The 21890-nt window shown below is 34.6% G+C and carries 21 protein-coding genes; 1 reads left to right on the forward strand and 20 read right to left on the reverse strand.

Annotation, left to right across the window (positions count from 1 at the left end):
• Window positions 1-8: 8 nt before the first annotated feature.
• The 4 genes from DOK81_RS06310 to DOK81_RS06325 all read right to left on the reverse strand — a co-directional run bounded on the left by DOK81_RS06310 (window position 9) and on the right by DOK81_RS06325 (window position 4873).
• Window positions 9-848 (reverse strand): PRD domain-containing protein, encoded by an 840-nt coding sequence (locus DOK81_RS06310; RefSeq protein WP_206909397.1) that lies wholly within the window; start codon window positions 846-848, stop codon window positions 9-11.
• A gap of 256 nt (window positions 849-1104) precedes the next feature.
• Window positions 1105-2430, reverse strand: a complete 1326-nt coding sequence (locus DOK81_RS06315; RefSeq protein ID WP_206909400.1) for a 6-phospho-alpha-glucosidase — start codon at window positions 2428-2430, stop codon at window positions 1105-1107.
• Window positions 2431-2451: 21 nt separating this feature from the next.
• Complete coding sequence (locus DOK81_RS06320; RefSeq protein ID WP_206909402.1) at window positions 2452-4017, reverse strand: PTS transporter subunit EIIC; 1566 nt, start codon at window positions 4015-4017, stop codon at window positions 2452-2454.
• A 46-nt stretch (window positions 4018-4063) separates the two neighbouring features.
• A complete protein-coding gene (locus DOK81_RS06325; protein ID WP_206909407.1) occupies window positions 4064-4873 on the reverse strand; it encodes a carbohydrate deacetylase in 810 nt (269 codons plus the stop codon).
• Window positions 4874-5031: 158 nt separating this feature from the next.
• Here DOK81_RS06325 and DOK81_RS06330 point away from each other — a divergent pair, with 158 nt between their 5' ends.
• Entirely contained in the window at window positions 5032-5748 is a 717-nt protein-coding gene (locus tag DOK81_RS06330) for an SIS domain-containing protein (RefSeq protein ID WP_206909409.1), read from the forward strand.
• Between the two features lie 225 nt (window positions 5749-5973).
• Here DOK81_RS06330 and DOK81_RS06335 read toward each other — a convergent pair whose 3' ends face one another.
• From DOK81_RS06335 to msrA, 16 genes are all read right to left on the reverse strand, one after another.
• The gene (locus DOK81_RS06335) at window positions 5974-7365 is read right to left on the reverse strand and encodes a glycoside hydrolase family 16 protein (protein WP_206909410.1); all 1392 of its coding nucleotides are present in this window, start codon (window positions 7363-7365) and stop codon (window positions 5974-5976) included.
• Window positions 7366-7595: 230 nt separating this feature from the next.
• A complete protein-coding gene (locus DOK81_RS06340) occupies window positions 7596-8270 on the reverse strand; it encodes a hypothetical protein (RefSeq protein WP_206909411.1) in 675 nt (224 codons plus the stop codon).
• A gap of 19 nt (window positions 8271-8289) precedes the next feature.
• On the reverse strand, window positions 8290-8958 hold the full coding sequence (locus tag DOK81_RS06345; protein ID WP_206909412.1) for a YidC/Oxa1 family membrane protein insertase: 669 nt from the start codon (window positions 8956-8958) through the stop codon (window positions 8290-8292).
• Window position 8959: 1 nt separating this feature from the next.
• A complete protein-coding gene (locus DOK81_RS06350; RefSeq protein WP_206909413.1) occupies window positions 8960-9841 on the reverse strand; it encodes an ABC transporter ATP-binding protein in 882 nt (293 codons plus the stop codon).
• 2 nt (window positions 9842-9843) lie between these two features.
• The gene (locus tag DOK81_RS06355; protein ID WP_206909414.1) at window positions 9844-10515 is read right to left on the reverse strand and encodes a hypothetical protein; all 672 of its coding nucleotides are present in this window, start codon (window positions 10513-10515) and stop codon (window positions 9844-9846) included.
• Window positions 10516-10577: 62 nt separating this feature from the next.
• Window positions 10578-10784: a hypothetical protein gene (locus DOK81_RS06360; RefSeq protein ID WP_206909415.1), complete on the reverse strand. Its 207-nt coding sequence runs from the start codon at window positions 10782-10784 to the stop codon at window positions 10578-10580.
• Window positions 10785-10822: 38 nt separating this feature from the next.
• Window positions 10823-11029, reverse strand: a complete 207-nt coding sequence (locus DOK81_RS06365; RefSeq protein ID WP_206909416.1) for a hypothetical protein — start codon at window positions 11027-11029, stop codon at window positions 10823-10825.
• 38 nt (window positions 11030-11067) lie between these two features.
• Window positions 11068-11274 (reverse strand): hypothetical protein, encoded by a 207-nt coding sequence (locus DOK81_RS06370; RefSeq protein WP_206909417.1) that lies wholly within the window; start codon window positions 11272-11274, stop codon window positions 11068-11070.
• Window positions 11275-11413: 139 nt separating this feature from the next.
• A complete protein-coding gene (locus tag DOK81_RS06375) occupies window positions 11414-12325 on the reverse strand; it encodes an Rgg/GadR/MutR family transcriptional regulator (protein WP_206909418.1) in 912 nt (303 codons plus the stop codon).
• A gap of 536 nt (window positions 12326-12861) precedes the next feature.
• The gene (gene truA, locus DOK81_RS06380; protein ID WP_206909419.1) at window positions 12862-13602 is read right to left on the reverse strand and encodes a tRNA pseudouridine(38-40) synthase TruA; all 741 of its coding nucleotides are present in this window, start codon (window positions 13600-13602) and stop codon (window positions 12862-12864) included.
• Between the two features lie 753 nt (window positions 13603-14355).
• Entirely contained in the window at window positions 14356-16968 is a 2613-nt protein-coding gene (locus DOK81_RS06385) for an alpha-mannosidase (RefSeq protein WP_206909421.1), read from the reverse strand.
• A gap of 20 nt (window positions 16969-16988) precedes the next feature.
• Window positions 16989-18038 carry a PTS fructose transporter subunit IIC gene (locus DOK81_RS06390; RefSeq protein ID WP_206909422.1) on the reverse strand — a complete coding sequence of 350 codons (1050 nt, stop codon included), beginning with the start codon at window positions 18036-18038 and terminating at the stop codon, window positions 16989-16991.
• Window positions 18039-18060: 22 nt separating this feature from the next.
• Window positions 18061-18375: a PTS fructose transporter subunit IIB gene (locus tag DOK81_RS06395; RefSeq protein ID WP_206909424.1), complete on the reverse strand. Its 315-nt coding sequence runs from the start codon at window positions 18373-18375 to the stop codon at window positions 18061-18063.
• A 19-nt stretch (window positions 18376-18394) separates the two neighbouring features.
• Window positions 18395-18841 (reverse strand): fructose PTS transporter subunit IIA, encoded by a 447-nt coding sequence (locus tag DOK81_RS06400; RefSeq protein ID WP_206909426.1) that lies wholly within the window; start codon window positions 18839-18841, stop codon window positions 18395-18397.
• The gene (locus tag DOK81_RS06405; protein ID WP_206909428.1) at window positions 18842-20764 is read right to left on the reverse strand and encodes a BglG family transcription antiterminator; all 1923 of its coding nucleotides are present in this window, start codon (window positions 20762-20764) and stop codon (window positions 18842-18844) included.
• Between the two features lie 289 nt (window positions 20765-21053).
• The gene (gene msrA / locus DOK81_RS06410) at window positions 21054-21845 is read right to left on the reverse strand and encodes a peptide-methionine (S)-S-oxide reductase MsrA (protein ID WP_206909430.1); all 792 of its coding nucleotides are present in this window, start codon (window positions 21843-21845) and stop codon (window positions 21054-21056) included.
• Window positions 21846-21890: the final 45 nt, after the last annotated feature.

Raw genomic sequence — 21890 nt, forward strand, 5'->3', positions numbered from 1 at the left:
CCTAATTTTTAATCACAAACGGCACTACGTAAGCGTTCGATGTGGATTGCTAAATAACCCATTTCCTCACTCGTAATAGACATTTGATATTGTTTAAGTAATAAAACACGAATTTTTTTCGTCATTTCATAACTTGCTATATATTTTTTCTTGACCATTTTTAAAATATCTTCATCCAAAACAGCGTACTGTTGGTTCTTATAACGTTGTAATAATAATCTCAAATGATTTGCTAAACGCGTGTAGCTCAAAGACATCTCTTGTGTGTGCAAATCCACCTCAAGTTCTGCCTCGATCAAACGAATCACATCTGAAATAATCGTCACTTCTCGAATGCTTCGATGATTATTCAATTGATTTCTACGACTTGAATGGATATGAATGGCGATATACCCTGCTTGATCATAGGTGAAAGGCACATCTAATGTTTTCGTCAAATGTTCTACTGCCCATTGCGCAATTTGGAATTCTTCGTCATATAAAACTTCGATTTCTCGTAACAATTTGTTGCGAATTACGATGCCATTTTTCATATTTTCGGCGGCAAATGCGATATGATCTGTTAATGCAATCAAAATATGTTCATTCAACGGCTCCATCAAAACCGTTTCTGCATGTTGAATGATTTCTTCAGCTGCAAATAAATATTTTTCATCGATTTGATTCAATAAGTTTTGCAATCGAAGTTGTCCTTCTGGTTCCATGACAAAAAGGCGCTCGATATCCTTCATAAAAATAAGGTCATTTCTTTTTTTATCAAAGCTGATTCCTTTTCCAATTGCAACTTTTTCTTGTCCGTCATCGTCTACCAACACGGCATTCTGATTAAAGATTTTTTTAATTTTCATAATGAGTTCCTTTTCTGCAGAAATAGGTTTTTGATTTCTCAACTAATAATCACTTTCCAGAAATTTTTTGGCCTAAAAAATTTCTAGACAAAAGAAAAGCATGGAAAAATCACCTGGAAAATTCCTCTCCCACGTCATCTTTCCATGCCTAGTATGATCTAGTCACATGAAATCAATATTGTTAACAACTAAATTGTATAGACCAAACAGTGTTTTGTCAACCGCTTTCTTTATTTTTTGGTTGGCGACTGTTGAGTTAACTTAACTCTGGCCAGAATTCTTTGTTTGCTTTGTGAAGTTCATCTAAAACTTTTTTACCCACCGTATAGTTAGGAATTGTTTTGTTTAACATAACTGCTTCTAATGCGGTTTGATAAGAACCTGACAAAGCTGCATCGACTGTCATTTTTTCGTAAGCTTTCTGCATCTCCATCAGTCCTTTTTGGAAAGTTGGTATGTGTCCGATGGTAATTGTTTCTGCCCCCATGCTTCCAACATATGCCGGAACTTCGATCACTGCTTCTGGATCAAAATTTGCGATTGATCCCTGGTTTTTTTTATTGACTGTAAAGCGTTCGCGCGTGTTATGGATAATAGCATACGCAATATCCACAATATAATTTCCATGAACACCTGCGTGCAAGCTTGAATCTTTGGCGCTGCCATTAGCAATCACGCGACGACATTCTTCATAAATTCGTTTTTCACGACCTTGCATCACATAATCGCCACGAGTAAATGAGGGATCATCATGTGCAATCATTTCATCTGGTGTTAAATAATACTGCAAGTAACAATTTGGGAAATATTCCGGGAACCGTTTGAATAAGCTAATCATCTGGCGATAGGTATCAATCCAATACTGATCTTCTTTCGTTTCATCATTTGATTGTAATAGTGTATCAATTTTACCAGAAAGAACGTCTTCTCTTAAGATTGGTAAAAGGTCGGTTCCTTTCTCATCAATGATATTCGTCCACCATCCAAAGTGGTTCATTCCAAAATACTTAAATGTTAAGTCACGTAAATCTTTGTTGAAATACTTGGCTATCGCGCCTTCAATCGAAATCGGCATATCACAAATACACAATACATTTGCATCAGGAAATTCTCGATAGATCGCTTCAGAAAGAATAGCTTCTGGATTTGTGTAATTGAGAATCCAAGCTTTTGGACAAATTTCTTTTACCTTTCGAATAATTTCTAACACTGCTGGAATCACACGCATGGCAAATGAAAATCCACCTAGTCCACAAGTTTCTTGCCCAACGACACCATTGTTAAGACAAATTTTTTCATCAATTGCACGTTGCTTATTCAAGCCTGGTCTAATTTGCATAAATAAGAAATCAGCATTCACTAACGCTTCATCAATATTTGTTGTATAACTAACTATCACTTTTGAACCTAATTCCTGATAGTACATTTTCGTATATTGACCAAGTAGTGAAACTCTTTCTTCATCAATATCATATAAAACTAATTCGCTTAGATTCAATTCTTCCGCACGTTTTCGTAAAACCTCTAAAATTCCTGGTGATTGTGTTGAACCTCCACCAATCATTACAAATTTATTTCCCACTGTTGTTCTCCTCCATTTATTTTAATTATTAATTTCTTTTAGATGCGTCACATACGCTTCTACTTTTTCACGTTCTTCTTCAACACCCATCCCAATAATGATCTGGATATGCTTTCCTTTATCTACAATACCTGACGCCTTCACTTTTTGTTTCAGTAAATCGATGTCAACTTTTTGTTCATCTTTTACATCCACTCGTAGACGCGTATAGCAGTTAACGATACTTTCAATATTTTCCGCACCACCTAAACCAGCAACAATTATCTGTGTTTGTGGCTCAAATTCACTATCGAGACCTGTTGTAACAACTGTTTCATCAAGTCCTGCAAGCTGAGTTTCACTTTTCTCGCGTCCTAAAGTCGGAATATCTAAACGAATAATCAATTGCTTAAATACGATATATTCCAAGACTGCCGTTGCAAAAAACATAATAGGGATCAAATATTGATGCCCGAGACGACTTGGAAATGCAAAGCTGTTGATAATCATGTTGATACCTGTATCAAATTGAATATTGATGCCCACTAAATTAGTGAAGAATAAGCTTAGTCCGTAAACAACTGAATGTGCTAACCACAAAACAGGCGACAAGAATAAAAATAAAAATTCTAATGGTTCTGTCACACCCGCCAAAAATGCCGTTGTAACCATTGGAATCAAAATGGCCGCAACTTTTTTACGATTCTCGATTCTGGCTGTTTTCCAAATAGCAAAAGCAATCCCGATAGGCAACGAAATCGAACCAAAATTAGACAGATAACCAATAGAGGGATGCATTGACGTGATTTGACTAGCATTTCCCAATTCTGCCAACCAAATATTGTAAGCTCCTTCATACACTTGACCCGCAATTTCAGCGCTGCCCCCTAATGGTGTATAAAAAATCGGCATCCATAAGAAATGATGCAAGCCAAGTGGCAGCAATAAACGATTTAAGAAACCATAGAAGAAAAATCCGGCTGAGCCAGCAGTTGTCGTTGCCTTAACTAGGCTTTCAACGCCAAAATTGATTATTGGCCAAACATAAGTGATTCCCATTGCAAACAAAATCGTAACAAATACAATCAATAAGTAAGCAGATTTTGTCCCAGAATAAGGCGAAAGATACCGGTGCAATTTAACCTCACCAAATCGATTAACCATCCAACCAACCATAACTCCTAATGAGATTCCTAAAAAGACTCCCATGTCCGTAACTTGAATCCCGAAAACCATTCCTTGACCAGTCCCATAAAGACCTTGCTCACCTGCGATTGCTAAGCGATCGGTTATTGTTAACCATGAATTGTTTGCGTATAAAAAAATCAAGTAAGTAATAATTCCTAAAATGGCGGCATCCGTTTTGAACTTTGGCTTTGCCAAAGCTGCAGCAATTCCCACACAAAAAATCGCACTTAGCTGGCCAATCATACCTGAAGACAAAATATTAAATACAAAATTCCCGACATCTTTGGTAAAAGTTGGCATCATCTCAAGTTTTAAGATCGCACAGACAGACAAAATAATTCCTGTAACAGCCATGAACATCACTGGTTGGATAATTGCCTTAGAAAAGACACTAGCCGATTTCATAACTTTCTCTTTCATTCTATTTCTCCTTTTTTAATTTGGCTTTATGCAACTAAATTACGTGCTAATTGACAATCAAGTGATCTGTCGAGACCTCTTGATAATTACAAAGCGTGATCTCTTGCTCATCCAATAGATTTTTTAATTGTTCAGCACACAAAATAGCAACTTCTTTGGTTCGTTGAAGATGAAAACTTGAGCCAAAGTATAACGACTCATCAACAAATGCCGGGTGAACCATCAATTCAGTTACCGCATCATCCTCTACCTGCTCCAATACTGATTGGATTTCAACTAAACAAGCAGTCATATTTTCAGCAAACGGTTGCTTCAGATCACGAATCGCAGGATAATTCATCAAGTCGAGAAATCCACTGATATTTTTTTGATAAGGTAACTTGATTTGTTTTTCCAAATCAAATGCATTTCGAAAGCATAGCTGATATTTCTCAGCAATTTTTTTCGTAATCGCTAAATTTTCTGGGAATGTGTGCACATGATGATGGCTATCTAAATGAGTTAATTTCAACCCGTTTTCCAACAAGTACTCGATTTGACTTGACCATTCATGGAAAATCTCTTCCTCTTTCATAAGCGAACGATTTTTTTTATAATCTTCCAAATGATAAAATTGTCCTTCTTCATTTGTTAATGAGGTTGCAAGTGTCAATGGTTGGCCACAAGTCAACACTAGATGCCCACCTACGCCAAGTCCCTGATTCGCTTTTGCAAGCCGGATTGCTTCCTCTCTTCCTGGCATGTTCGCCATCAGAGTAGTCGAAGTTAGTGCTCCATCTTGATACGCTTTGATAATGCCTGCGTTGACAGCTGCAGAATAACCAAAATCATCTGCATTGATAATTACTTTTTTCATACTTATCCTTCTTTCATCAAAGAAAATAGATTCATACAATTGTATTTGCTTTCTTTATAGCCATAGTATAGTATCTTAATAAAGCGCATACAACGCTTATTTAACAGGTTGATTTCGTTTTCACACACTGAAAATATTTTCAAGAGAGGGACTATTCAATGACCAAAATTTATTATCTTAATCGTTTATTTCCAAACAATTCATTTCATTCGGACGATGAACGAATGATTGAAAAAATTGTCGAAGCAATCCATAGTAATGAAGACTTAGATATTCGCAACATTGCCAAGATCAATTACACCTCTCCTTCCTCAATCAGTCGTCTAGCTAAACGAGCAGGATTTAATAATTTCAAAGAACTTATTTTTTTTCTTTCCAATAAGTTTTCTGCCTCTTCAGTCAATCAAATCGAAGAACTTTCTTTTGTGACAACTAATCATGGGTGGGAAAAAATTGATTGTTACTTCAATGAAGCTTTTTCTGAGAGAAAGATTTATCTATTTGGCGAGGGATTTTGCCAGTTTCTCGTTGATTATACTTACCGAAAATTATTATTAAAAAAAATTTATGCAATCGACTTAGAGGGAGTGGAAATTAGCCTTGTTACTGACGAAACCCCACACACCTTGATTACTTTTTCTCAATCTGGTGAAAATCAAAATGGTTTGATCAAAATGAAAGAGTGTAAAAATTACGGTGGACACGTTATCACGATCACGGCTAACGAAAACAGTAGCTATGCTAAAAAAGGAGATCTCTCGTTTCTGGTCGAAAGTGGTACTGCTGACTCTGGACCAGAAAATCAACAACTTAATTATTTTTTCGGTAATGCTTTAAATTTGATTGAGTATCTGATTGCCCGTTATGCCAATTGATAACATTCTAAATTCTCTACTGTTTCTTGTTATTGGATCAACACATCGAATTTTACCAATCAATGATGCAAAAAAGGACGTTAATCTTGTACTGACCGCCAAAATGTTAGATTTTTAGTCTATCTTTTTGGAGTGGTACATCTCTTTACGTCCTTTTTCGTATATCCTTTTTATTTTGCCATTCTTTCAAATTTCATAACAAAAGCAGAATTTATTTTTGCATTTTTAGTCAATCATTTGCCATTGGCTTCTCCAAGCACCAGCATGAATAGGGCTACATTCAAGATAACCTAGATTATTTTCTATATGGATTACTTGCGTCGGTTTCCAACGATTCACGAACCGAGTGTAATTACCAACTGTTTCTTTTTTCCACTGTGCGCTGTAATACGTTTCTGGCACTACACCGTGTTCGACATATCCTTTTTGATGCTCATTGTGTAGCAACTCATTTGTCTTTGTATTTTTAATCAGAAAATACTCACCTTTAGGAATTATTTGCCATCTTTCAAGATTTTCATTTGTCGTTGACAGAATCACCTTGTCTGATTCAGTAGCTAAACTAAGAAATTCGCCTGTCTCACGATTTTTAATTCCTTGATTTGGTATATCATAGCCAGCATCTTTTTTATAAACCCGTACATAATCAATTGCCCATTCTTTAGGATAAACCTCATTGTGTTTTCCTGATCCTGCGTCTGTGTATATATTTAAAATCATCCCCATTGGATAATCGGGTGCTTGATTAATTGTCCTGAATAATTGACCATCAAAGTAAAATTTAAGTGAACCAGGTTCCCATTCCATACCATAAGTATGGAATTCATTCGTTAAGCTATCTATTCCAACTTCTCCTGGAACCACAGCTTCTGTACCGCCAATTGTTGCTGTTGTACTATCTGTCCACGATCTTGAAAAGAACGGGTCATTCCAACCATATGTGCATACTTGCCATAAGCCTTTCTGGCGATTGGCTTCTGTAACGTTCTTTGTTCCAACTGGTCGCTGAACATTTTCACTGTAATCAAAAAAAGTTTCAATGATATCAATTTCGCCTGTTTCTCTTGAATTTTCCCAATCATTCGTATCATTTTGCATACCAACTAACCACCATGCCTGATGGCCGCCACCACTACTATTTGATAATTTTGCTCGGATTTCAAAATAACCATATGTCGTTGCATACCCACCAGTTTTCTCATCCCCCAGCATTTCATTTTCAGGTGAGATAGGAGACATCAGTTTCTTACTGCCACTAAAATTATGAATCCAGTTTTTATTAAATGATTGAATTGCACTGGATTTGACACCTGTTGTTCCGTATCCATAATTATCCTTATCTAGTGTTGGCGCCCAAGCTTTTTGATCTGGTTGGATGGACTCAATCAATTTTCCTTCTTCAAAGCGATAATTCGCTTTAGCATCATTCGGATCATCTGCCCAATGTTCCAAATATTTGTCATTCCATTTTGATCGATCTAAAGTTGGTCCATTGAATTCATCGTGAAAATCTAGTGTATATCCGTTTTTTTCTGGAATTTGTTCTTCTGCTTCTACCACTTTTCCTAAACTCAATCCAACACTTGCCACAGCCAGTACACAAACTAACTTTCTCATAAAAGAAACCCCTTTCATTTTTTGTTCAACCAAAGTGTAGCACAGCTTTTTAATTGACTAGCTTGTGATTTGTTATCATGAATCTATTTTTATATTTTGAAAATAGTTGCAAGTTAAGAAGGAGCGTTTCATTCAACCCAAAATAAAAAATACGATGCCCATAAGCATCGTATTTTTTATTAAACATTTAGTCAAAAATTATAGAAGAACTACATTTTTTCGTTTTTCTACTATAGAATAGCTGAGTGTTCATCGGTATAAATAGTATCATCATTTGTACCAATAATTGGATCATGAATAATATCCCACATCGCACCAGCATATTTCAGTTGCGTAATTACTTGATATCCAGCAGGGGCATCCGCAATAGGTAATTGAGGATACTGTGCTAAAAGTTGACCATAATCAATTGTGATATGTGCATCTACACCACCTGAACCAATCCAAAATGAACTTGGTGCCTTAATAATCAATCGATCAGCATAGATTTCACAGTTCGCAGCAGTGATTTTTTCTTCAGCACCCATCCCTAAAATACCTGTAACTGAGATTTTCCCACTAATTCCTGAAACAAAACTTGGTACAGAAGCAGCATATTTAAATTCTTTAGGTAATTTGATTGTTAAAGCTGCCTCATCACCGTCAACGAAACCAAAATCTTCTGAATGATAATGTAAAGTCAAGCTACCAGTTCCGGGTACACCTTCAATATAAGGAGTCATCATTCCTTCTAGAGTACCTTTGGCAATACCAATGAGCGTTCTGGAATTTGTTGCTACGCGATCATGCGTACTTACTTGATTTTCAGTAGATGATACTGCATCTGCAAAAGAGTTAACACTTCCTAAATTAGTTGCTAACAGTGTCGCACCTACTAACATAGTTGTTAAAATTTTTTTGTCCATTCTATTCTCTCCTTAATGTTTATATTATTATTGGGTAAATATTTTTTATATAATATTTATAAGTACTACTAAAAGACGAATAAATATATTTCTCTAATAACATATTTTGTATTAAAAAATTAAAAATACTTGCATACCACCAATAAATGACGATTCCTACGTTGACTTTAAGTGAAAAGCGAAACATGATGATAGAGATAATCGTAGTTATAGCGATACTCAACCATTTTTCTTTTCTTGTACCTATTTTAGTTGCATTCAAGCACCCTACCACTAAAAGTATGACTAAATAAATCATTGGAGCTACTATAGTCGCGTCTGGTTTTGAAACATTAAACCACAAATAAGGATAGTCTTTCATTTTGTGCAGTGCATTTAAAAATGTTGCGATGATTACACCCTCAAAAACTATAGATGCAAAACTAAGCAAAGTACTTCCATTCCTCGAACAAGAATATACAACATTTAACTTCTCTAGATTCTCTAGTTTTGTACTTGTTGATTTCTGATATTGTGCTTGATTTTCTTTTATTATTTTTTTTAATAATTTATTTTTGTACCTGTAAACTCGGGTAGGTATCGTCAATGTTTTGACAAAAAAAGTGGTAATAAATATGGAAACAAGCGGTCCTAAATACTGATTAAGCCATTCTAAAATTGAGAATAAGATCAACATATCATCACTCACTCTAAACAACTAGATTTAAAATATCAGGATTGATTTTGATACTTTTGATTTCAACAGGTAATTCCGAGCTAAATTGCCGCACATATTTCAAAACATCTTTTTTGTAACAAGTAAACTCTATACGATTTTCAGATAAATCAAAATCAAATAAATCTACTTTGTTTTTAGCAAAGTATTCTCCCAATAATTCAATTTTTGTTTGTGGATAAGTTACCGTTACTTGAATAGGTTTCTTACTTTCTTCACTGGTTAGTAAGTTTTCTTCAGAAAAAACTATCTTTCCTTTATTGATCAACAATACTTTATCTGCCAATGACTCAATCAATTGCCAGTCATGGGTAGAAACAATCATACTCACTTTTTTTCGTTTTAATTCCTTAAATAGATTTACAAATTTAAACACTGTCTCTTCGTCTACTCCTGAAGTAGGCTCATCTAAAATTAAAAATTTAGGATCAAACAATAATGCTTGAGCTAAACTTAGTTTTTTTTTCATACCAAATGAGTAGTTTTTGATTAAGAGTCTATCCGGAACTTCCAAATTAACACGTCTAAATAAATCTGCTATTTCGTTTTTTCTTATTTTTTTCCCTTTGAGAGAAGCCATATATTTCATAAAATGTGGACCAGTAATTTGATTGTACAAAGCATCTGTATCAGGCATATAGCCAATAGAATCATATTTATTCTTTGGTATATCAATTTCGCCACTAGTAGCATTTGAAACTTGGGCTACTATTTCTAATAATGTAGACTTTCCCGAACCGTTTTTGCCATTGATCATGACGATTTCACCATCAGCTATTTCAAAATTTATATTTTTTAGTAAATGATGCTTTGAAATAGATTTATTTATATTTTTAATTGCTATTTTAGGGTTCAAGATTACACTTCCTTTTTGTTAAATATGATTACAACGAATAATAAAAGAATAAAAGAAAGAATATATGGAATCATAATATAGATGCCACCCTTTAATAGATAAAAATATGGAAATATATACTGGAAGTACTTGACTAACATATTAGATGACTCTGTCACGTAAAGACCTATTGTTGGGAATAGTATCCCTACAAAAAGTCCCATAAAATTGCTAAAATTTTCTTTCTTTATTAGTACAGACAATAGCATAACAATTGAAATAAAATAGGAAACCGCACTACACAGCATCCACAGTATATAAAAACTAAATGTGACCCCTAAAATGCTTAACATACTGATATTTATCAGCATGCACATTGTCCAAAAAAGGAAAATCCCTAAAAATTTACCTACAATAAATTCCTCGCGAGAAACTTTAGATAGTATAAATTTCAATGTTCCATCAGCTATTTCTTTATTTAACACACTGTGAGAAAATATAGAGATCAACAGATAACCTAAAATAAAGAAAATAATACGTAACCCTGCGTAAGCTTTTGGAATACCATCAATTGATAATTGACTAGTCAGCATATTCGATATATTATAATTAAAAAGGGCTATTAAGATTACTAATAGTATCATTTTTATATTAATTGCTAGATTTCTAAATTCCTCTTTTGCTACTGCAAACATATAATTTCTCCTTTATTTTATGAGCGTATGTTTGATCCAACAGAGCAGGGAAGAAGCTAAAATTAAGCTAACCCTAGCAAACTTGCAATTTCATTAAGTACAGAAATTGAACATGTTGTTAATAGTTCAATAACGGCTTCCAATCCTTTTTGCACTGCTTTTCCCATATCAGATCCTACTAATGTGTCGATTAGTGTTCGAAATGGTAATGGTAATGTATTCCAAGAACTCATCAAATAAAGACCAATTTTAGTAATAAATGCTGTCATTTTCTCATCTCCTATAATTTTGATTAGCTATACAGTAATTAAGCTAGTCCTAGTAAATTTGCAATTTGGTTAAGTACAGAAATTGAACATGTTGTTAATAGTTCAATAACGGCTTCCAATCCTTTTTGTACTGCTTTTCCCATGTCAGATCCTACTAATGTGTCGATTAGTGTTCGAAATGGTAATGGTAATGTATTCCAAGAACTTACCAAATAAGCACCAAGTTTAATAATAAATGCTGTCATTTTCTCATCTCCTATAATTTTGATTAGCTAGATAATAATTAAGCTAGTCCTAGTAAATTTGCAATTTCATTAAGTACAGAAATTGAACATGTTGTTAATAGTTCAATAACGGCTTCCAATCCTTTTTGCACTGCTTTTCCCATGTCAGATCCTACTAATGTGTCGATTAGTGTCCGAAATGGTAATGGCAATGTATTCCAAGAACTCATCAAATAAAGACCAATTTTCGTAATAAATGCTGTCATTTTCTCACCTCCTATGATTTCATTTCTTCCCTGCTCTGTTGAATCAAAGAATACTTTTTATTACTTTTTAAGAATAACCTTTTCTGTTAACATTTGTTTATTTTGTACAAAATAATGACACGCCTGATTTTAGTGAATACTATTCATCAAAAACCTTATGTTTTTTGATAGTACTGCTTTCTGTTAAAAGCATTCCAATCCTCTCTATGACCGATTTGGTCGTTAACTCCATATATTGTTCATCGAACATAGATAAAATCTCTATGTAATAAGTGATTTCAATTATGTTCGTCTTAGTCTTGTCTCTTCTACGTACATATATTTCTTTTAGAATCCTTTCTATAACTAACTCATAGAAATTTCTACCCGATCTACTATCTCGTTCAATTAATGCTAAACATTCTGGAATAATTTCAAACAACTTATGTTTCAAACAAACGATAACCAAGTTTATAATGTTTTTATTTGATGAATATCTGTAATTTTTATATTTTGTATATTGTTTTAATTTTTTTAAAACATAGTTCTTTTTATGGTTGATATATTCCTTAGGAAAAATAAATAAGATAGTGCAGAACATCTGAAGTTCAAATGCCCCCCAAGTTTCACACTTGTTTAAATAAGCCATTAATTCCACTATATACTTCTCATCTTTTTTTTCTAATTTAGAAAAATCACAATTTTTACTTAATAAATTTTTTGAATAAACGTACATGTACAAATAAAAAATATCTTGACTCTCTAAATACTTTTTTTCTAAAACTTTTATAAAAATTCTTAGTTTGTGTTTGTTTCCTTCGATATTTACTTGTTCAAAATAATTACTTACAGTTTGTTTATCATTTATTCTATTTGAGTTTGTTAGAAACAAGAATTCATTAATATCAACATTTAATCTATCCAAGTAAGAAACAATAACCTCAAATGAGGGTCTGGATATCCCTGCTTCAAAGTTTGCCAAAGTTGTTCTAGATGTTATCCCATCAGTCAACTGTTTTTGTGTGATTCCTCGTTCCAAACGCATAGTTTTCATTAATTCCCCATACTCCAAAAGAACACCTCGCAATCTTAATAAATCGCTAAATAAATCCATTTTAAATAAAAGAACACTTTAAGGTTATAAAAATATCAAAAAACACTTCAAAAAAAACATAATTATATATATATTATTGCATCTTATCCCTCCTCAAATAAAATTATATGTATATATTTCAAAAATAAAAAATATTTCATAAGATAGTATTTTTTTATCTTAAGTGTCATTTTTTCTATTTATAATAAATAAAAAGCTTACTAAATGCGCTTTCAAAGCGTTTTTTATTATTTTTTACGACCATACAATTTGATAATATCCAAAGATGAACTTTGATATAAAACTTTTATCATTTTCATTTCAAATGAAATCCATTTCTTTTATTGTTTGTTTTGAAATAATATTCAATAGTTAAAAAATAACTATTTATAAATAATAAAAAAACCGAAGTGACTAATCACTTCGGAAATATCAAGCGTTTGATGTACCCTCTCAGTTTCGACCAACTATTTAACCCCTGAAAATTTTAGTTAATTCTTTTATTAACAACTAGCTCAAATATAATACACTTCATCAAGAAACAGTCCTTGCGCCGGCACGGTTTCTCCCGCACTTTTTCGCACTTTTTGTTCAAAAATCTCCTCAATAGCATCCACTGGCATTTTTCCTGCACCAATCTCTAACAATGTTCCCATCATGATTCGAACCATTTTATATAAAAAACCATTGCCAACAAAAGTGAAATGAAGCATACCTCCGTCTTTTTCAATCGTAATTTTTTCAATTGTTCTTGTTGTAGATTTCTTACTCTTCTTCAAGGCAGAAAAACCAATAAAATCATGTGTACCTACTAATCGTTTACAAGCCTCGTTCATCTTATCCAAATCTAATTCTTGTGGAACATAAAAGCTATGATAACGTTCAAAAGCTGTTGGAATTGGGTTGTTCCAAACGTAATAGCTATACTGCTTCCCACTGGCATTGTAACGAGCATGGAATCTTTCAGGTACTTCTTCAACCTTCTTAACGACAATATCGCCAGGTAAAAAACGATTCAAAAATTCACACATTGTTACTCGGTCCATTGTGGATTCTGTCTTAAAATTAGCAACTTGTCCTCTGGCATGTGCACCAGCATCTGTACGCCCTGAACCAATAATCTCAATCGGTTCACCCGTCATTTGTTTTAATACGGCTTCAATTTTACCTTGGATCGTTTTATCTGAATCCCCAAGACGTTGCCAACCAAGATAACGACGCCCATCATACTCGATTGTTAGTTTGATATTTCTCATTTTCTTGCTCCTCTTATTATGAATGATGCGTTGTGAATAACGCAAAATCGTTTCTTAACTCATCGCTCATTATACCAAAGATCATTGCTGGTATTAAAAAAAACAACTGTTTTCTACTAATAACTTTCCTGCGCTAATAAAAAACAATCAGAACAGCAATCACCTTAGGAGCAATGGCTGCTAAAATCTGTGTCGATTATTCATATTCACTCATAATCAACAAAAACTCTGCTTTTTCTAATTGCTCGTCCAGTTATGTATTGATTACATTTATCAAAGAAAAAAGTTCGACCAATGAAAAATTGATTCGACTATATAATTTGATCAAAACTTTTAACGAAGAACTTGACCATTATTCTCAAATTTACTCAATGTCGCTTACATACATAATCCTTCAGAAAACACTTTTTGAGATAAATTCGCAGCCTTTCTAGCCGTAATAAATTTTTCAATGTTCCTCATTTTAGCTTCAATCAGACCTCACAACAAAATCATTTCTGTCTCGATTTTAACAAGTTTTCTTTGGGAACACTCCAATTGATTAAGATATCTGATACTTTTAACTGCTATTCATCCGATAAAGTATTCGCTTTTATCCATGTAAAAAAAAAAGAATAAAAACCATTTTTTGACGCTAATCCTTCTAGATAATTAGCTAAAAAAAGAACAAAAACAAAATAAAAAAAGGACTCGGTGAGAATGCTGACAGAGTCCTTTTTTGCCATTTGTTTTTGAATAATATTTAGTTATTTTCTAGTTACTTTCTTCTATAGTTATTAAAAGAGATAAATAGTCATAAGGTTGGATCGTTGTTAACTCTTGTTTTCTTTCAATTGCATTTACCACGTCACCCATTTTCAAAATTTCTTTTGGCAAAGTAACTTCTTTTGCTGTTGGGTTAGCGAAACGAACTACATAATGCCCTTCATTAAAGTAGGATGGGTAAATGGCTGACACGAGTAATTCTTCGGGAAATTCAATCAATGAAAACTCTCTTGGGATAGTTAACTCGTTTTGCAATGGCCAAATCTTATTGTCTATCCGATGAATAAAGACGTTTAAACTTTGCTTTTGATAGGAAATCGACTGATCTAAACGTGACTCGGTTAGTTTGGCTACTTTCCATTCATCAAACGCACCCTGACTGACTGTAAATCCAAAAGTAAAGTGATGTTCACCTATTTCCTGTGCTAATGGTGTTTGCATCATAATATGCCCTTCATTAGTCGTATCACCGGAAGCACGTCCTGGACGCCATCCAAGGTTGGGTTTTCCAAGTTCACCAGTTGTTGCCATCAATGTGATGTATAATTTTCGGCCGATTCGTTCATACTCTTTCAGACCATCTGCATAGACGGTTAAATAAGAATCCTCATTTACAACCGAGATACTTTTATCAAAAATTTCTAAATTCACGGGCTTTTCAACCATTCGTTCTTGCCAATCTACAGGAATAACAGCAGGTTTATTTTCGATAAAACCATTTTGAATTTGAGCAATCGATTTCTCTGAGTCATCTAGAACATTCACGGCCATTCGAATACGATGCGAGTAAATAGTATTTTTTATTGCAATAGTACCTTCCACAACATCGCCAGCACCAATGCTTAGCGTGATTTCGTAGTCCAATTCTATTTTCTCTGGATGTTCTGCTAATCGATCTTCCAAATTTTTCGGTAGCTTAGTCTTTCCAGTAATAATCAAAGTTTCTTTAGAAGAATCCAGTAACACTTCTGCTTTGTCAAAGTTCAAAGGTACTTCGTGATCTCCTTCAAGTGGTGAATAATCATACGTATCGCCAGCATTTCCTGAATCAACCAAACGAATAAAATCAGTGTATTCAACATCGCCGACTGTTAGGATCAGAGAGCCTTCGCTAAAAGTAATGGCTAATGCACCATTTTTGATTTCCGTCTTATTCGTTTTTATAGCTTTCTCTAGTTCAGCTTCACTCTCCTCGAATTCAACAATCGTATATCCTAATGCGGGAACTTCTACTTCTACTTTGACATCCAGCTCGTAGTAAGCTGGTTCGTCAAAATATTCATATCCAATAGCCGTCATCCGATAAGCATTTTGACGTTCAGGATAAAATAGTTCTTTTTCAACAATGGCATAAGAGCTTTCTTTGAATTGAATTTTTTTTGAAGGAGCAACAATATGAACCGTTTTTGGTCCTTGATACTTTGTCGTTGTCGTATTGAATACTAAAACTTGATTAGCATCTAAATCTAAAGCATCTGCGATTCGTTTGACGATTAAGTTTTCTATTCCATCTGCGATTTCATTAGCTTCCTTGATCCTATGGTTGATATCCTCCATGACATTATCAGAGACACATCCACCAATGCTATCATGCGCTTGATTTTCTAACACTTTTTTCCATAAACGACGCAGCACCCCTCTCCCAATACGAATCCCATTTTTTTCAGCAATCAGCATCAATGGTTCAATCCGTTTCAAGATCTTTTGTTCGAGTTTGAAATTAGCTAATTTCATCTGTGTTCGAACAGAACCAATCGAACGATGAACACGAGAGTAAACAGGTTGTCTCAATTCTCCTTCGTAATGTGGTAAGTTCTTTTTACTGCGAATGACTTCCACATAAGAAGGATAATCCGAAATTACATTGTCATACTTACTTGAACGATTAATTTCATTGATGATTTGATCAAAATTAAGTACCATTGACTTTTGATCCACACCAGATGGAACCAAGATATCTTCATTATTCCCATGCGTATGAAGCATTTCCACCGCAACATCCAACTTGTCTTTCACAAACTTCGGCACATCATGAATGGCATCAAGATTCATCATGCCAGTCATATATCCATACGGAAAGTTCATCGCATAAACAATTTTATCTCCTAAACCTTTCCAAATAAAATAGGGTGACGGTGTCATCGTTTCGAAATTCAATCCCCGCCAGCACATAAAATTATCAATTTCTACTTGCTGCAATAAGGTTGGTAAGTTTGCATTAAACCCAAATGTATCCGGTAAATAGCCCACCATCATTGGTTCACCATATTTATTGATGGTGTCGCTGATACCGATCATTAAATTACGCAAAATTGACTCTGCATCAACTAACAAAGCATCTGTTTGCGCGTACCAAGGACCGACAAAGAGCCGACCTTCTTTCATTAATCGTTGAATTGTTTCTAGTTTCTCAGGATTGACTTCAACATATTCATCAACGATAGACGTTTGACCATCCAAACAAAAATTCACGTTTGGGTTACGTTCTAATTCATCCAAAGCTTCAGTAAACACTTGATCGGATAATACGATAGCATCTTCTTTTGTAAAATACCACTCGCGATCCCAATGAGTATGTTGAATGACGTGTGCTTTTACCATTTACGATTGCCCTACTTTCTTTATTCGACTGATGTTTCTTGTGTCGTTTTTAGATTTTTCTTATATTTGATCGATTTCAAAGCATTTACCATTAACGCAGTAATCATTCCGCCAACTGCAATAGACACGAGGTACAATGGAATATTTGTGACAAATGGAATCGCCATGAAAGTTGAAAGCATCGTTTCTTGCGTAATTCCAAAGAAACCACTCAAACCACAGCCGATTGAAGTTCCAACCACAATACTAGGGATCACACGTAATGGATCTTTTACCGCAAAAGGAATCGTCCCTTCTGTGATACCAACTAACCCCATAATCATTGCCGTCTTGGCATTATCGCGTTCGGCTTCATCATATAATTTTTTATTCAATAAAGTTGCTAAAAACATGCCAAATGGCGGAATCGCAATAGCCAATAACATGGCCGTACTTGGTCCGAAACTTCCACTTGAAAATGATGCAACTCCAAAAGCATAGGCAATTTTATTGATTGGTCCCCCCATATCAAAGGCCATCATAGCACCTAAAATCGCGGACATTAGCGCTGCATTCACACCAGACATTCCTTCTAACCAAGCCGTCAAGCCTGCTGTCATTCCTTGAATTGGCGTTGCTAATACATACCATAAAACTACCCCTACTACTAAGGTCGTTACAAAAGGAATCAGCATGATTGATTTTAAACTAATTACTTGCATCGGAACTTTTACTTTTTTCAATGCATTTGCTAAGTACCCACAGGCTAAACCAGCAACCATTCCTCCAATAAAGCCCATTCCTAAATTTTGACACATCATACCTGTAATAAAAGCAGGTGCTAAACCAGGACGATCAGCTATGGAATACGCGATATAGGCCGAGATCATTGGCACAATAAATTGTAATCCTGTTTGACCAATCATTCGCAAGACACCCCAAAAAGTATCTGTTTGATCCCAAACACCAGTCCCGCCAAATATGACGGCAATTGAAGTTAACAAACCTGCAGCTACTACTAGTGGAATCATATAGGAAACTCCACTTTGGAAATGGTTTAATATTTCTTTCCCCTGTTTCTTGATATCCATTGATCCTACCTCCAACAAATTATTAGTTATTGATTCGTGCAATTGCTTTCTTGATTGTCTCTTCTCCATCCTTTACCACTTCAGAAGTGCTCACAGTAAGAATTTCTTTTCCGTCAAAGCGGCTGCGTTCTGCTACGTTCGTATCCACCGCAAAGATAACTACATCAGCATCAGCAATTTCTGCCTCAGACAATTTATTTTCCATTCCCATTGCACCTTGCGTCTCAACCTTGATTTCAATGCCATTTTTCTTAGCAAATTTTTCCAAGTTTGCTTTTGCCATATAAGTGTGTGCGATTCCTGCGATACATGCTGTTACTGCAACCATCTTTGTCATATTCCTTCTCCTCCAATTATTAAAAAGTCAATGCTTTGATTAACTCCTCTTTATTTTTTGATTCTTTAATCTCCTTCACAAAATCATCATCCATTAGTTTGCCAGATAACTCTGCAAGGACACGTAAATGCTCGTTTCCCTTATCCGCTTCTTTGATAGCTAATAAGAAAACAATGTTTACTGGTTGATCGTCTAAGGAACCCCAGTCAACTTCATTCTTTAGTTTGGCAACTGCAACTGTTGAATCAATTACCGCTTGACTTTTCCCATGCGGAATCGCTATGTTATGGCCAATTCCTGTTGTCATATGTTCTTCTCGTTCAAAAACATCTTTCTTAAATCGATTAACTTCAGAGACAAACCCATTAGCTGTCAGTAACGTTGCTAATTTATCTACTACTTCTTCTTTAGAGCCAGCCTCTAAGTCTAATACGACATTTCGTTCGTCGATTTTTTCACGTATCATCTATACCGCCTCTTTCAATATTTTTACTAATTCTTCAAAAGAGGAACTACCTCTTAGTGTTGTTAGGGCTTGTTGGTTCGAAACAATTTCATTAAATGTTTCATACAAGCTGTTTAATTCAGGTTTTACCTGTTCGTTTAACGCGAAGAAGAACACCGAATGGACAATGGTCCCGTTCCAGTCAATACCTTGCGGATTAACATAAATGCTAATAATAGGTTCATTGACATACGCTATCTCTGCATGAGGCATTGCAAAATCGTTGAGTGCAGTAGAAGACAACGTTTCTCGTCGAGTGGCGCTTTCTAAGATACCTACTTTTGCATAGCCTTTTTCTTGAAGAGTATAGGCAATTGTTTTAAGAACGTTTTCCTGAGTATCTTCGTTTTTCTTGCTAAAAAAACAAAACTTCTTATCAAGTAATGAGAAAAATGCACTATCTGGATCTAACGAAACTTTCAAGTATCGTTGAACTCTTTTGATATCTGTTTCAAGCATCAACGGACTTACGACTACTACCGGAAATTTAGCGTTCTTGATCGGAATCGTACTGATTACTAATTCGTCTGTGATATTTTCTTCCTGAAGTTCATTGATACTCAAGACTTTTTTGATTTTTATCGAATCTGCAAAATTTCTATTGATTCGCTGTTCCAATAATTTTGAAGTTCCATATCCACTGCTACAAACTAACAACACATCAGACTTATTAGGTCTATATCTGTCTAAAAAGGATTGAATATGAAGTGCTACATAAGCAATTTCGTCATCGTCAAACCTCACCAAAAATTGTTCTTCTATTTTTCCGAGCAACTCGACACTAAGAAAGAAGGCTTGTTTGAATGATGATTTGATTTTTTCTGTATACGGATTATGGATATTCACACCTAAACGTAACCGTTTAACAGCTGCATTGAGGTGAAGGACAAGGTTATTAATGAGTTCTGCGTCTGCACTAAACTCATTCAGCTCGTCAAGTACCAGTTGCTTAAGTTGCTCTCCCATATCAAGATTAGGTAAAGAAGACTCACTCAAATTATGATTCATGGCATTTTTTTCAATCGCCGAGATATGAATATCAATATATTCTTGTTCATATTGAGGAATACTAAAATGAAAGTCTTTTTCCAACATATCAATCAAATAGCTAGTGTTTACTAAAATTTCTTTTTCTGTTCCGCCTTCTTGTAATAAAAAATTATTAGAATCAATTCGTTCCAGTGCGATTGCTAGATGAATCGCTAGTGTTTGAAACTCGTAATCCGTAAATTGTAATTGGGTTTCTTCCATAAAACGATTGAGAATCATTGCTACTTTTTTCAAAATTTTCTTATCTAAAAAATTATTTGCTTCGCCTAAGAGATTAATATTCAAATCCAATAAATCTGATTTATTACTAGAAGCAGTAAAACCGCCCCAATAATAATTCAATACTTCTGACATTAATTTGCGCTTGCCCTTCTCACTCGCATTGATCTTCAATCCATTGCGGTCAGAAACCACTACCATTCCGTGTTTCATCACTCTCTTTTTTACTTCCTTAATCGTACTTTCCATCGTTGATCTACTAACATAAAGCTCATCTGCAAGATCTTGTATTTTCAAAGAACTATTTGTATTCAGTAACTTGGCAAATACATAAGTGATGCGATCTTCTGATGTATCCACTTTAGTAATCTCAAAATCTGGTAGTCGTTTTCTTAAATGTTCTTTGTCACCTACTAATGAAACACCTTTTTTTGGTTGGACAACAATTTGTAGATCTATATCCTTTTCAATTACAGCTTTTAAATTAAAAATAGCTTTACTAATTGTTTTTGTCGAAACTTGAAGTTGCTTAGCTAATTCTTGATAAGTAGTGTGATTATTTTCCAACAAAAAATTTAAAATTCTCATTTGACGATCGTCTAACTTGATACTCACATAAGCACCTCCTGAATACATTTTTATTTTATAACTATTGTTTGCGCTTTCATACGGAATTTAGTTCATCATTAATGTGGAACTCCATCAGGCATCTAGCAATTATCAAGGAGATTCTCTCCAAGAACACACAGAAAATCAATATTCTGTAAGTCAAATTGCCTTTTCTTTGTAAAAAAGATGAGTAAAAAAAACAGGAGTTGTGACAAAAACTTTGTCATACCTCCTGTTTCCAAACACATGGTGTTCTTTATTGATTGAAACTAACCATTTCTTTCATAATCTTCTTTTATTTGCATCGCTGAAAAAATAGATGAAGCTGATGCGAATGTTTAATCTTCTTATATCTTTGAGGTTGTTTCTGATAGAATTGTTGATGATGATTTTCAGCTGGCCAAAACGTTTTTGCTTGGCGAATCTCTGTGACGATAGGTTGGCTATATCGTTTAGATTGAATCAGTTGTTCTTTTGATTTTTCAGCCAATCGTCTTTGCTGTTCATTCACAACAAATAGAATTGAACGATATTGTTTTCCCCGATCTTGAAATTGGCCAAAGGCATCTGTAGGATCTGAGATTTGCCAATAAATTTCCAGTAATTCTTCATACTTTATTTGGCGTGTATCAAAGATGATTTCTACAGCTTCCACATGCCCAGTATAGCCACCACTGACTTGATCATAATTGGGTGCTTTGGTTTCGCCTCCTGTATAACCAGATAATACTGAGATCACACCCGGTTTTGTTTCAAAAGGTTCAACCATGCACCAGAAGCAGCCTCCGGCAAAAATCGCACGTTCCTGATACAAGGTTGAAGTTATCTTATGTTTACCGTAATCATAAGCGCTCGCGCTCGCCGACTCCCCTGTGATCCTTAAATAAAAATCCATCACATCCGGTGTCAAATTATCTCGCAATGCTAAAGGACGCAAGTTGACCTCCAGTTTTTCTATTGCCTGCTTCGTTGGCATCCTTACTATATTTTCTTTTGCTTCTTCAAATTGTATTCTTTCCCATTCTCTTGTGTTTGGATTCAAAATAAGATTATAAATATCTGCTTCCACCTGTGTTATATCCAACATACAATGCCCTTCTTTCAACTTTCCTTCTCGTTTACTTAAAAATAA

The organism is Enterococcus sp. DIV0660C (assembly GCF_017316125.1).
In the GTDB taxonomy this organism is placed as follows: domain Bacteria; phylum Bacillota; class Bacilli; order Lactobacillales; family Enterococcaceae; genus Enterococcus_B.